The following is a 13,245-nucleotide window of genomic DNA, read 5'->3' on the forward strand; positions in this document are numbered from 1 at the left end:
GCATCGTCGCCTTGGTGAGCCGTTACCTCACCAACTAGCTAATGCGCCGCGGGCCCATCTGTAAGTGACAGCTTACGCCGTCTTTTAGCTTATCTACATGTGTAGATAAGAATCATCCGGTATTAGCACCGGTTTCCCGGTGTTATCCCAGTCTTACAGGCAGGTTGCCCACGTGTTACTCACCCGTCCGCCGCTAACCTTGAGGAGCAAGCTCCTCTTGATCCGCTCGACTTGCATGTATTAGGCACGCCGCCAGCGTTCGTCCTGAGCCAGGATCAAACTCTCCAATGAAGTTGAGTTGAAATAGCTCATAAAATTTAACGTTGGCTTCATCTCGTTTAAAAGATGAATATTATTGTTTGTTGACGTTTTTGTTTGTTTAGTTTTCAAAGAACGATCTTTTCTTAATTGCTTTTAGCAGCAACTTTATTAATATATCACATCGTTCATAGAGTGTCAATATTAAAATTTAATATTTTTAACACCGATATGTTGTAAACCTCTAATGACGAGTGCTTTCCTATAATAGCATCGTTAAACAGAATCGTCAACACTGATTTTTCAAGTTTTTCTTTTCAGAAAATACTTCAAAGAAAAAAGCCTGCTCCAAAACATATTCGTGAAGCCGGCAATTCAAAATTACTTATTTATCACTTGCAAATTGATAGCAGTTTGATCAAAAATCTTCTTCCCTAAAAGTCAAACGAGTAAAATCAAATTACTCAAATTTCATTCCTCGCAGTCCTATAATAAAGAACAAAATTGAAAAGGCTGATAACACTAATGTATCCTTCATAATAATTCCGTTATCGAGACTGCCGCTCATAATTTCCTTAAACCCTGACATTGCCCAGCTTTGCGGCACTGCTAAGGCTATTTTTTGCATGAACTCAGGTACGATATCAAGCGGCCAGTAAACACCTCCCAGCATACAAGTACTGACAATCAGTATGGCATTCAGAGCCATTGCCTGCTGTTTTGTTTTTACCAATCCGGCCATCATCAGCCCAAAGCCAACAACCGTAATAATCACAAGCGAAGCAAATGGGATCAAATAAGAAAGTTCTCCCCAGCTGGTGTCAAACATAAACTTCATCGCCGTTAACAGAACCACAAATTGGATCCATCCCATCACAAAGTAAGCCAAAATATATCCAAGTATAATTTCATGTTTGCGGGCTGGAGAAATCAATAACCTTCCCCAAGTTCCCTCTTTTCGCTCATCAAGAATTGTCGAGGCTGCACCGGATAGACCAAACATCATAAACATAATTGAAAACCCAACAACCATTAAATTGATTTGAACACCGCTGTTCGTATTCGTCTTCTTCTGAACCGTTTGTTTTTCGACAACAACACCTTTTTGCTGGGCAACTGCGGCTAATACTGTTAAAAAGTCCGGATTCTGCTGCCTTTCCACAGCATGATAGGAACTGTTTATTAACCGTGCTGTTCCCTCTAAATAGGGGGCTAATGCCAGATAATCTTCAGTTTTCTTTTCGAGCACGACATCAAATAGGGAATCTTGGTTCTCTATCTGTTTTTCGATATTGTCCGGAATCACAATGGCAGCAACGACTTTTTCATTGGAAACATTTTTCTGGGCATTTTGCAACGATACTGTTTCCCATTTAAAATGCTGATCTTTTTTCAGTAATTTTATTATTTGGGTATTTATTTCGGATTTGCCTGCGACAATATTGACAACCGGTTGGTTCTTTTCCGAATTTGCCGACATACCGCCAAAAATCCAGCTAAATACGACTGGCATCACAAACATCAGCACAATTGCCCCCGGTGTTTTAAAGAAATTTTTAAGATTTAATAATAGGATTGGCAACATTCTACGCATACTTCCCTCTCCTTTCAAAAGTGAGGAAAATCAAACCGATGGCAAAAAAGCAGCTACCCAAGGCAATTGATCCGGCAACTGCAGGGAGGATATCCGTAAATGTTGCACCAGACATCAGTTTTAAATATGATTGTAGCGCCAGTCCGTTAGGGATAAATTTCGTTGCTGATACGACCCAGTCGGGAAAAATGTACAATGGTACCATGCTTCCTCCCAGGGCAGCCATAATTTGTGTTCCCAGCATCCCACCGACATTAAAGCCCTTTTCCGTCTTAATTAATGCACCGGCCATCATTCCAAGACCGCAGGCATTAATGACAAAAGCAATTGTCATCGTAATAATCCCCAGTACTGATGGCCCCCAATTTACCCCAAATATTAAAGATGTGCCAATAATGATAATAAATGCCTGGATTAAACAAAGTATAATCAAACCCAACATTTTTCCAATAAGATAATGCGAGTAAGTTAAATTCGTCAGGAATAACCGCTGGTAAACCGTTTCTTCTTTTTCCCGGATCATCATGGTAACTCCTTGAACGACGGTCATCAGCAGAAACATGACGCCCATTGCTGCCGCATAATATTGGAAGGAACCAACCGGTTTTGTCTTTTTGCTAACAGTGGATTCTTTGAAGAGGTTCTCTGTCTTGAGGAAGTCGTTTTGCTGCCTCGCTTTTCCCTGCTGACTAACGGAAATTGCTTGAACCGGAATCATTTGTGCAAATTGCTCAATAACACTTTGGACGATCACCGGTTTAATTCCCGGATCCGGGACGGATAACAGCTTTACCTTTGTTTCTTTTCCGGAAAATAAAGCAGAAGTGAAGTCAGGCTTGATAATGATACCAATATCGAGTTTATGGTCTCTTATGTTATTTTGTAATTCCCGTTCTTGAAAAAATTTAATTTTTATTTGATCTGACATATTTTTCGCCAGCACTTCTTCCGTTAGTACTTTACTTAGCACCCCATTGTCTTGATTCACGACCCCTAGGGTGAATTTCTTAATCGTTACATCTTCATCCTTCATCATATTTCCAAACGCCGCCCCTAAAATGGCAATTAATAATAACGGCATCAGGATAAGAGTAATAAATGCTTTGCGATCACGAATAATCAGTAATAAATCCTTCCACGCCAGCCACCAGAAACCCACAAGCTCACCCCCTATTAATCTCTTAAATTGCGACCAGTCAAATGCAAAAATACACTTTCCAGATTCGGCTCAACAATATCAACGGAGGTAATTCTTGTTCCCGTTTCGGTAACCGCTTGGACTAATTCACTTAAAATCATTTGCGGCTGTTTATGGAATACGGTAAGCTGATTATCCTGGATCTGAAAATCTTTTTCGGAAAATAGCCTCATTAATACTGGGGTGATTCGCTTTATATTCCCTTCAGTATGTTCCAGTGTTAAATTCATTCGCGAACGGTCTTCAATTTTTTGCCTTAGTTCCTTTAACGTTCCTTCAGCAATGACTTCGCCATGGTCAATGATCCCAATCCGTTCACAGAGGTATTCCACTTCCTCCATATAGTGACTTGTATAAATAATCGTCATTCCTTCTTCGTTTAGTCGCTTGACCGTTTCTAAAATATGATTTCTTGATTGCGGATCAATTCCTACTGTGGGTTCGTCCATGATTAACAGCTCGGGATTGTGTAAGATGGCAGCCCCAATATTCACACGCCGCTTCATGCCGCCGGAAAAAGTAGTAATCTTATCCTTGGCTCGGTCCGAAAGCCCAATGATTTCGAGGACTTCATCGACTTTGTTATGTAGGGTCTTACCACCGAGTTCATACAACCTGCCCCAAAACTTCAAATTTTCCCTGGCGGACATGTCCTGATAAAGGGCAATTTCCTGCGGAACAACGCCAATCCACTTTTGCGCCTGCTTCGGTGTTTTGACGACATTAACGTCGCTTAAAAGAATCTCCCCCGATGTTGGCGGAAACAAGCCGGTAATCATATTGATCGTTGTCGATTTCCCGGCACCATTTGGGCCAAGCAATCCAAAGGACTCTCCCTTTTTCACAGTAAACGACACTCCCTTTACCGCCTGAAACTGGCCAAAGCTTTTTCGTAAATCTCGTACCGTCAGTAAATCCATCTTGAACAACACCTCCTGTATCATCGTTCGCCTTTAATCATACAATAAACATATGAAAAAATAACCATTTTTTCGTAAAAAAAAGGGCTGCCAGGACTATAGTCCCAACAGCCTATTTCTTCTTTATTTAAGGGTGAAATACAACAAAAAGATAACGAAAAACAGATACATAATTGGATGAATTTCTTTAACACGGCCTTTTACCAGCATGGTAATTGGATAGAAGATAAAGCCAATCGCAATTCCGGTTGCAATACTATAAGATAACGGCATTGCTACCATCGTTAAAAACGACGGGACCGCAATTTCAAACTTCGTCCAGTCAATTTTTCCTAAATTCGCTACCATCAATGCCCCGACAATGATTAACGCAGGTGCCGTTACTGCAGAAGTAATGACCGATAATAAAGGAAAGAAGAATAGTGCTAAAATAAAGCATGCGGCCGTTACTAATGACGCAAATCCTGTTCTCGCACCTGCAGCAACCCCTGCCGAAGACTCAACAAAGGAGGTTGTGGTTGATGTCCCTAAAATTGCCCCAACAGATGATGCAATGGAGTCGGAAATTAAGGCTCTGCCTGCCCTTGGCAGCTTGCCATCCTTCATTAATCCGGCTTGTCCCGCTACCGCCACAAGTGTTCCGGCATTATCGAAAAAGTCAACAAACAAGAATGTTAAGATAATTCCAAGCATCGCTGTCGTGTAGAATGAGCTGTCACTAAAGGATGAAAAGGCGGCCCCAAAGGTTGGTGCAAGACTTGGAACATGACCGACGATTTGATGTGGCACTTTAATTTCGCCAAAAACCATCCCAACGATAGCTGTAATCACCATCCCGTAAAATACGGCACCGTTAATGCCGCGTGTCATCATAATAACTGTAATCAAAATACCGAAAATAGCCAGCAGCGGTTCTGGTGAAGTTAAGTCACCTAATCCGACAAGTGTGGCATCATTGTTGACAATGATCTTGGCACTTTGTAAACCGACAAACGTAATAAATAAACCAATCCCGGCACCGACCGCATATTTTAAATCAAGTGGAATGGCGTTAATAATTTTTTCACGCAAACCTGTTAATGTCAGAATAAAGAAGAAGACCCCGGAAATGAATACCGCACCAAGAGCATGCTGCCATGGAACCCCGCTGCCAAGAACGACGGAAAAAGCAAAAAACGCATTCAGCCCCATCCCCGGCGCTAGTGCCAACGGATATTTACCGATCAGTCCCATGATGATGGATCCCAGAGCGGATGCTAAGGCAGTTGCGACAAAGACAGCACCTTGATCCATTCTAAGTGCATCTGGAAAATCTTTGACTGAAGCCAGCGATAACGTTAATGGATTGACAACCAGGATATAGGCCATGGCTAAGAATGTGGTGAAGCCGCCAATAATCTCCCGACGATAGTTTGTACCCAGCTTTTCAAATTCAAAATACTTCTGCATTTTCTTTCCCCCTGTTAATCTATCTTTATAAAAACAAAAAACACTCTGGAGATCTCTACCAGAGCATTGACTTAGGGATTTATAATAGAGAGGAAAGAATCACTTACCCCTTCTATTTGCTACCCCGTAGTCAAGCCATTTACGGTGGCTTGGTAGAAACTTTTGGGCCATATTCCCAAATTTATACGACGTAAATCGACAGTATTTTCTTTTCTTCTTTATCTTAACTCGGAATGATTTATTCGTCAATAAAAAATACGAACGATTTTAACTTTAATAATTAAATCGTTCGTATTTTTGATTAATGCTTTACTTATTCCCACTCAATCGTTGCCGGCGGCTTGCTAGTGATGTCGTAGACAACCCGATTGACGTGGGGAACCTCGTTGACAATCCTTGTTGAGATAACCTCAAGTACATCCCATGGGATCCTTGCCCAATCTGAAGTCATGCCGTCTATCGAGGTGACTGCCCGAATGCCGATCGTATAATCATACGTCCTCGTATCACCCATGACGCCAACACTGCGGATATCCGGGAGCACGGTGAAATATTGCCAAATATCGCGGTCAAGACCTGCCTTTTTTATTTCCTCACGCAAAATCCAATCGGATTCGCGGACAATTTCAAGCTTGTCTTCAGTAATCGCACCCAAGACCCGAATCCCCAGCCCCGGCCCCGGGAAAGGCTGACGCCAAACAATCTCATCTGGAATACCAAGCTGCGTTCCAAGCGCACGGACTTCATCTTTAAACAATGTGTTAAGCGGCTCAATCAGCTGAAACTGCATATCTTCCGGCAGTCCGCCGACATTATGATGAGATTTAATCGTCTGCGCGGTTGCCGTACCGCTTTCGATAATATCCGTATACAGCGTACCTTGTGCTAAAAAGTCAATTCCTTCAAGCTTCGCTGCCTCATCATCAAATACATAAATAAATTCGTTACCGATAATTTTCCGTTTCTTCTCAGGGTCAGAAACACCCTCGAGTTTAGATAAAAAGCGGGCCTTCGCATCGACCTTAATAACATTCATATGGAAGCCCTCGGCAAACGTCTTCATGACACTCTCCGCCTCGTTTTTCCGCAGTAACCCATGATCAACAAAAATGCATGTCAGCTGATCGCCAATTGCTTTATGAATCAATACAGCAACAACCGATGAGTCGACCCCGCCGCTTAAAGCACAAAGTACTTTTTTATCGCCAACAGTTTCACGAATTTTCGCCATTTCCATTTCAATGAAGTTTTCCATTGACCAATTGCCGCTTGCACCGCAAACATTGAAGACGAAGTTCTTCAAGAGCTCGTTACCATAAACAGAATGCCGGACCTCTGGGTGAAACTGCACGGCATAAAACTTCCTGTCCTCATTACTCATCGCTGCAATCGGACAGGACGGGCTGATCCCCTCAACTGTAAATCCTTCAGGCGGTTCAACAACGAGATCGCCATGGCTCATCCAAACAACCTGTTCTTTTGGCAGACCGGCAAACAGTTGTGACTCTGTTTGAATCTCGATGGTGGCCTTTCCATATTCGCGCTGCTGGGCCTTTTCAACTTTACCGCCCAAGTGAATGGTCATCAATTGCATGCCGTAACAAATTCCGAGAATCGGCAAACCCATGTTAAAAATAGCCTCATCACAGCGAAATGAATTTTCATCGTACACACTGTTCGGTCCGCCTGAGAAGATTATTCCTTTTGGATTCATTTGACGGATTTCCTCCGCTGTGATGGTATGCGGGTGGAGCTCGCTGTACACACCAAACTCGCGGATTCGGCGTGTAATCAACTGATTATATTGACTACCAAAATCTAATACGACAATCATTTCCTGTTTTCCAGACAAAAGTGCCACCTCTTCATTCATAATGATTTTATTTTTACCCAATTTGAAATACTTAACAACAAAAAAGCTAGAATTCCTCTCCGTGCCAAATTAGGAAGGCAGAATTCTAGCTTTCTCGTAAACAATTGCGCGAACTAAATTCCGCCTTCATAGTCAGACCATTTACGGCGGCCCGGTAGAGACTCTCAAACCTTATTATTGAGGATATATGAAGGTAAACATATCGATTAAATTCTTTCATATTTTATCAATAGGGTGAAATTCCGGTCAAGCAATTGTCCTTTTGATTAAATTTTCCCACAATTCACGTGTTTCCTGCCACCCGCCTTCCGGTAAATCCTTATGGTACAAATACTGTTCATAATAGCTCGTCAGCCGGGTCATTTCCCTTGTTGAGAAAAATTGGTCAACATAGCGGGCATAATTTCGTAACGTTTGGTTCTTTTGGCGTTTTAGACCGTAGCGCTCCAATTGCCTTAATAAAATTAAGTAAGCCTTGCCGATCGTTTCATCATTTTTCTTAAAGCGATAATGGAGTAATAACAAATAGGGAACCCACTTGCCGCGAATTCGATAGAGTATTCCAATCAGTGCAGCCAGCCCTGTAAGAGAAAGAGCAAACCATTTCCAATTTGCTTTGAAAAAGAACTTCCATTTTAACCACACCAGTTTGAAATCAAAGCCTTTCTCGCCGGCGCTTGTCTGTTTTGAATCCTCCTTCGGCGGAACTTTCGGCTTTTGTACCGGCGCGGGTTCTGCCCGTTGGGTATTTGAAGTTGATGTATTGGATCCATAATCAATCCTTATTTCATTGGTAAACCCTTTCGTCGGTTCAAACGGGATCCAGCCTTGATTCGGCAGAAACACTTCAACCCACGAATGGGCGTTATTGTTGGTCACTTTATAGACCCGCTTCGTCCCGTCTTTCAGATTATATTTCATGAATTCGCCACCGGTGAATCCTTTCACCCAGCGCGTTGGAATCCCAATGGTCCGTAGCATTACAGCCATCGAGGTAGAAAAATTATCACAGTAGCCACGCTTTGTTTCAAATAAAAATTGATCGACATAATCAATATCTTTTCCTGGTAAGGCAACTTTTTTTTGATCATACGTGTAGTCATTTCGGCCAAAATAGTCTTCAACCGCCTGCGCCTTATCAAACCAATTCTTCTTCCCCTTGGTAATTTCCTCGGTTAACTGTTTGATTCTTGGCGGCAAATTCTTTGGCAGCAGGGTATACCTTTGGTAAAATTTCAACCCCATTTCCCTAGAATTAAATCCGGTCGCTTTTCTTAAGTCTTCAATTTTATATTTTGGAACGCTAAAATCAACTGTGTATGCTTCCGTTTCAAAGCTCTTAATTCTTTCCACTGTTGTATCAATTTGAATTAGACCTTCATATGGGCTGACCGGTTTAATATCTCGTAATTTCTGGACTCCCGCTGGATAAACGATAAGAGGATGTTTCGTTTCAGCAGGTAAAATTTTCGCTGTTTCCGGAAGCCGCTCGACTGTTCCGGGAATCGAATAGACCGGGACAAAGTCTCCTTCACGGAATTCAATCGGGGTTGAGCCCGAAGGTATCCAGCCTTTACCTGTATATATGTCCTTTGTTTCAACCTTCCAATAATGTTTCCCTGTTGCCTCAACCAAGAACACCGTGCTGTCATCACCAATAAACGGGCCGCCCAGACGATCATCATTCGTTCCGTACCCAATTCGATGCGGACCTAGGCCGCTAGTGGTACCAGCGCCTTCTTTTACAGCTTTCAAATACGGAACCGGATCCGGCCAAATTGGCGCAGCTTTCGGCGATACGATCCCGACAACAACACTAAAAACAATCATTCCCGCCAGCGGCACCATCCATTTTTTTAAAAAAGCTGGGCTACTGTCAACTTGTTCCCGCTGTAGGATTCGATAAAACGCCAGCATGCCCATCACTGTGAAGCCAGCTACCACCGTCCGGACTATCGAAAATTTAGCCTCATAATTCGTAAAGGTATCCAAAACCGTGATGTAAATGAGGGTCATAAAGAAAAAGATAAATATTTGCTGCTGCCGGAGAAGCCAATATTGAATTAAGTACACCATGAGCCAGAGAAGAATAAAAAACAAGAAGCTACGGAACTCATCTGATAGGTCACCCCAGTTTCTTGCAGCTAATAAACCAACATTATTAACGACGTTGGCTATAAAAGAAGACAGCCAGCTAAACTGAAAAAGGCTTCCTTCGTAGTAAAAGTGATGTAAAAAGATAAGAATATAACAACTTTTAATAATAAATTTCCAGATCCATTTCAACTTTAGGTAGGATAAGGCAAGGGAGACAAGCAAAAACAAAATAAAGACTTCAATATTATCAGTATCCGTTAATTGCTCAATCGGTCGAAGCCATTCCCATAAAAGTAAAAAACTAAGGACATATAATAACAATGTTGGAAAATCCCGTTTCCTCATCGTCCGCTCACCTCCGAAAAGGCAGCCGCAAAATTACCTTCATGGACCATGACAATTCGGACTCCGCGGGCATTGGCAACGGAAATAAGTGACCGTTCTTCATCCATTGGTGTCTCCTGCTGATGTTTGATAAGAAAAAGCGTGATTGCACCTTTTCGCCGTCCAAGAAAGCTCGCTTTTTCAATCAGCCCTTTGCTTAATTGTGCCGTAACCAGCATGAACGAGACAGTTTGTTGGACAGAAAAGCTATCTGTTTCCAATACTTTATCGAGTGATAGATTACTTTTTGCCTCAATTTTCGCCAAATGATAGAAGAGCACCTGCAATTGAGATTCCCCGCCTCTTATTGGAAAGGAATTATTGGTTTTGCTGGCGGTTAATAAACCTGCCTGCGCCCCTTTTTTTAACACCGCCCTAATGAGTGACGCAGTAAAGGAGACGACCGTTTCAAAGTGCGGATCGGGTACACAATCCATCACGATGAATACATCATGAGATTGCCGCTGCTCAAATTCCTTGGTCATAAACTCGTTCCGCTTCGCTGTCGCCTTCCAGTTAATCCAAGAAAAACGATCCCCCGGTTGATACTCTCTTACCCCGACGGCAATTGTCGTATCACGCTGAACCCGTTCTCTTGATGCCGTTAATCCTTGGTCAAATTGGTTTTCAAAATGTTGATAAACAAGTTCGCTGTAGGCTGGGTAAACAATAATTTTTTCTTCTAAAGCAAATTGCTTTTCTTTTTCAAACAAACCGAGCGGGTCACCAACTTTTACCGTAAACCAGCGAAAAGAATGTTCCCCGCGAGGTAATTCTTTGATGATATATTCATTGGAAAATTCCCTTTGGAAGCCGGGAAATAACAGGGCCTTTGTACTTTTTGACTGTTGGACCGACACAAGCGTACCCTCTAATTTTTCTTCAATCAGCAGGTAAAATAACGGGAATCGGTCTGGCCGTTTGATGTGGACGGAAACCTTTAAGGTTTCCCCGGCATTGTAATCCGTTTTCGGCAGCACCCTCTTGATCTCAAGTCCTCCTAATGGGTAAAGGGACAAGGCCGTACTGTAAATGGCAAATGGCAAAAAACTATAAAACAAGAACCAGCTGACAAATCCTCCTTGAAACATCGCATAAGAAAAAGTTAGGAGAATCAGCAAAAACAGCAGGATAAACTTCCAAACTTTTTTAAGCAAAGGTAATAACTTCTTCATGTTACTTCACAAGCCTCTGGACTGGGACAGGAACCCGGGCAACGATTTGGTTTATAACTTTCTCTGCCGATGTTCCTTCAAACTTGGCTTCTGATTTTAAAATGATCCGATGCGATAATACAAATGGGGCTAAATACTGAATATCATCAGGGACAATATAATCCCGGTCATACATATAGGCGTATGCTTGCGCCGCTTTCATTAAAGCTATGGAACCCCTCGGGCTTGCTCCAAGGTAGACACTGCCATGACCCCTTGTCCGATTCACGATCTCCACAATATAACGTTTAATAGTATCATCAACGTAAACGTCCTTCATTTCTTGCTGCAGGACCCTTAATTCATCAAGATCGATGACCGGGTGCAGGTCTTCAATCGGCGGGATCTTCTGCGCCCTGTTTAACACCTCGACTTCCTCTTGGAGGTCGGGATAGCCCATCTTCATTTTTAATAAAAAGCGGTCGAGCTGGGCCTCTGGCAATGGATAAGTTCCTTCGTATTCGATTGGGTTTTGCGTCGCCATTACAAAAAACGGTTTGTGCAGTTTATGGGTTACACCATCGATCGTAACACTTGCTTCCTCCATTCCTTCGAGCAGCGCCGACTGAGTTTTGGGCGAAGTACGATTAATTTCATCAGCCAGGATGATATTGCCCATCAATGGACCAGGACGAAACTCAAATTCCATTTTTTTCGGATTATAAATCGAAACACCGGTTACATCGGATGGCAGTAAATCCGGGGTGAATTGAATTCTGCGAAAGTTGGCATTGACTGATTTTGCCAAAGCCCGGACCATCATTGTTTTGCCGACACCAGGTACATCTTCGAGAAGCACATGGCCTTCTGCCAGCAGCGCCACAAGACTAAGCTCTGCAACATCTCTTTTGCCAATCATTACTTTTTCAATATTTGCGAGGATTTTCTCTATCGTGGGATTCATTTTTTCTCGAGTCAAACGCTTTTCCTCCTTGATGGTGGTCAAATTTATGCATACCTTTAAATATTCGATATTTTGCTGTGAATTTCCTGTAAATAGGACGCATATTTTTCAATGATGCAACGAATGGGAGGAGAACTATTTGTCAACAGCGGGGGATTGACAGCAATTGACTTAAAAGAAAGCCGCCAATTGGATTTATTAGCGGTTTTGCCAGACTTATTAGCGGTTCCAGGGTATTTATTAGCGGTTTTGCCCCATTTATTAGCGGTTTGTATTTGAAAAGGCCCGGCCATTTATTGGTCAGGTCTTTTCTTTTCATACAAAAATCCTTTTTGTTTACTTTTAATGTGAGGATCTACTTTTTCAAGGAGGTTGCATTTTCCGCACCTGTATCGATCTCTTTTAATAAATAACGACTTTTATATTGCCCCGGGGTCATTCCGGAATATTTTTTAAACAAGGAAGTATAATAGCTTTGATTGCAGTAACCAAGCATTTGCGCAACTTCACTAAGCTGTAAATTGGTATGGAGGAGGAAGTACTTGGAGTCTTCAATTTTCTTACGGTTAATGAATTCCGAAATGGTCATTCCTACCGCTTCCTTGAAAATCTTGGACAGATACGACGGATGGACGCCAACAAATTCAGCTATATTTTCGAGCAGTAAATCATTGCTGATAATTTTACGGTGAATATAGGTGATTGCCTTGTTAACTAGCGGATTATACTCCAACTTCTCAGTTGCTCTTAAGGTATCAATAAAACAGGTCACCATCTCATACTCAAATTCAATTAAGTCTGGTACCGTATCCAATTTTTCAATTTGACGGATCATCACATCACTTAAATTGAATGCATCTTCCGGTAATACACCGCCATGAATGATCGCACGAGTAAATAAGGTGCAGGAACAAATCAGCGAGTTTTTCAAAGAACGAATTGGTTCTGCAGCAAGTTTGGCCCGTTCCAGACTGTTTATTTGATCCAATACTTCTTTCGCACCCTGTTGGTCACAGCGGGTAATGCAATCCATCAATTGCCGCTCCAATGTATAAGAGGGATGATAATAAAAATTAAAAAGGTTTTCATTTCGACTCTCAAAAAATCTCCTGATATTGTCGTTTTTAATCTGCATTATATTTTCACCTTAAAAAGTTGTTAAAAATACCATATTTTTAATATCATTGTAATTTTGAACCAGGTAAAATTCAAGTATCAACCATAAAAGGTTTGAGTCAAGTATTTGTGGGCAGTTTTTTTATCTCCACAGAAGTGAAAGCGGATTCACTTATTTAGAGTGCTCTCTTGATAGAAAATTTGTCTTTTTTAAAAACCGGCCAACTCTTTTAATGCT

10 protein-coding genes, 1 rRNA gene and 2 riboswitches are annotated in these 13,245 nt (G+C 41.9%); of the genes, 1 reads left to right on the forward strand and 10 read right to left on the reverse strand.

The features are described from left to right. The 9 genes from JK635_RS19010 to JK635_RS19050 form a co-directional block, all read right to left on the reverse strand. Positions 1-291 (reverse strand): 16S ribosomal RNA (locus tag JK635_RS19010); the annotation flags it as partial. A gap of 427 nt (positions 292-718) precedes the next feature. Continuing rightward, the gene (locus tag JK635_RS19015; protein ID WP_202655523.1) at positions 719-1,852 is read right to left on the reverse strand and encodes an ABC transporter permease; all 1,134 of its coding nucleotides are present in this window, start codon (positions 1,850-1,852) and stop codon (positions 719-721) included. Further along, positions 1,845-3,011, reverse strand: coding sequence for an ABC transporter permease (locus tag JK635_RS19020; protein WP_202655524.1), 1,167 nt, complete (start codon positions 3,009-3,011; stop codon positions 1,845-1,847). Before JK635_RS19020 ends, JK635_RS19015 begins: the two co-directional genes overlap by 8 nt. Positions 3,012-3,025: 14 nt before the next feature. Continuing rightward, positions 3,026-3,970 (reverse strand): ABC transporter ATP-binding protein, encoded by a 945-nt coding sequence (locus JK635_RS19025; protein ID WP_202655525.1) that lies wholly within the window; start codon positions 3,968-3,970, stop codon positions 3,026-3,028. A 123-nt stretch (positions 3,971-4,093) separates the two neighbouring features. Further along, a complete protein-coding gene (locus tag JK635_RS19030; protein WP_202655526.1) occupies positions 4,094-5,419 on the reverse strand; it encodes an NCS2 family permease in 1,326 nt (441 codons plus the stop codon). 107 nt (positions 5,420-5,526) lie between these two features. Next, a riboswitch (purine riboswitch) is annotated at positions 5,527-5,628 on the reverse strand. A 104-nt stretch (positions 5,629-5,732) separates the two neighbouring features. After that, entirely contained in the window at positions 5,733-7,253 is a 1,521-nt protein-coding gene (gene guaA, locus JK635_RS19035; RefSeq protein WP_202655532.1) for a glutamine-hydrolyzing GMP synthase, read from the reverse strand. 148 nt (positions 7,254-7,401) lie between these two features. Continuing rightward, positions 7,402-7,503: riboswitch (purine riboswitch) on the reverse strand. Positions 7,504-7,538: 35 nt separating this feature from the next. Next, complete coding sequence (locus tag JK635_RS19040; protein ID WP_202655527.1) at positions 7,539-9,734, reverse strand: transglutaminase TgpA family protein; 2,196 nt, start codon at positions 9,732-9,734, stop codon at positions 7,539-7,541. Further along, a complete protein-coding gene (locus JK635_RS19045; RefSeq protein WP_306792971.1) occupies positions 9,731-10,930 on the reverse strand; it encodes a DUF58 domain-containing protein in 1,200 nt (399 codons plus the stop codon). The genes JK635_RS19040 and JK635_RS19045 overlap by 4 nt, the downstream gene beginning before the upstream one ends. 19 nt (positions 10,931-10,949) lie before the next feature. Further along, positions 10,950-11,891 (reverse strand): AAA family ATPase, encoded by a 942-nt coding sequence (locus tag JK635_RS19050; RefSeq protein ID WP_374049161.1) that lies wholly within the window; start codon positions 11,889-11,891, stop codon positions 10,950-10,952. Between the two features lie 111 nt (positions 11,892-12,002). Here JK635_RS19050 and JK635_RS19055 point away from each other — a divergent pair, with 111 nt between their 5' ends. Continuing rightward, positions 12,003-12,170, forward strand: coding sequence for a hypothetical protein (locus tag JK635_RS19055; protein ID WP_202655530.1), 168 nt, complete (start codon positions 12,003-12,005; stop codon positions 12,168-12,170). Between the two features lie 76 nt (positions 12,171-12,246). On the opposite strand, the gene JK635_RS19060 is transcribed toward JK635_RS19055, so the two are convergent. Then, positions 12,247-13,026, reverse strand: coding sequence for a helix-turn-helix transcriptional regulator (locus tag JK635_RS19060; protein ID WP_202655531.1), 780 nt, complete (start codon positions 13,024-13,026; stop codon positions 12,247-12,249). Between the last annotated feature and the right edge of the window lie 219 nt (positions 13,027-13,245).

It is taken from the genome of Neobacillus paridis (assembly GCF_016765675.1).
Classification (GTDB): Bacteria; Bacillota; Bacilli; order Bacillales; family Cytobacillaceae; genus Neobacillus; species Neobacillus paridis.

Coding starts and splice junctions, on each gene's coding strand:
- JK635_RS19030 (WP_202655526.1), bottom strand. CDS start 5,419: ATGCAGAAGTATTTTGAATTTGAAAAGCTGGGTACAAACTATCGTCGG.
- JK635_RS19025 (WP_202655525.1), bottom strand. CDS start 3,970: ATGGATTTACTGACGGTACGAGATTTACGAAAAAGCTTTGGCCAGTTT.
- JK635_RS19015 (WP_202655523.1), bottom strand. CDS start 1,852: ATGCGTAGAATGTTGCCAATCCTATTATTAAATCTTAAAAATTTCTTT.
- JK635_RS19055 (WP_202655530.1), top strand. CDS start 12,003: ATGATGCAACGAATGGGAGGAGAACTATTTGTCAACAGCGGGGGATTG.
- JK635_RS19040 (WP_202655527.1), bottom strand. CDS start 9,734: ATGAGGAAACGGGATTTTCCAACATTGTTATTATATGTCCTTAGTTTT.
- guaA (WP_202655532.1), bottom strand. CDS start 7,253: ATGATTGTCGTATTAGATTTTGGTAGTCAATATAATCAGTTGATTACA.
- JK635_RS19050 (WP_374049161.1), bottom strand. CDS start 11,891: ATGAATCCCACGATAGAGAAAATCCTCGCAAATATTGAAAAAGTAATG.
- JK635_RS19060 (WP_202655531.1), bottom strand. CDS start 13,026: ATGCAGATTAAAAACGACAATATCAGGAGATTTTTTGAGAGTCGAAAT.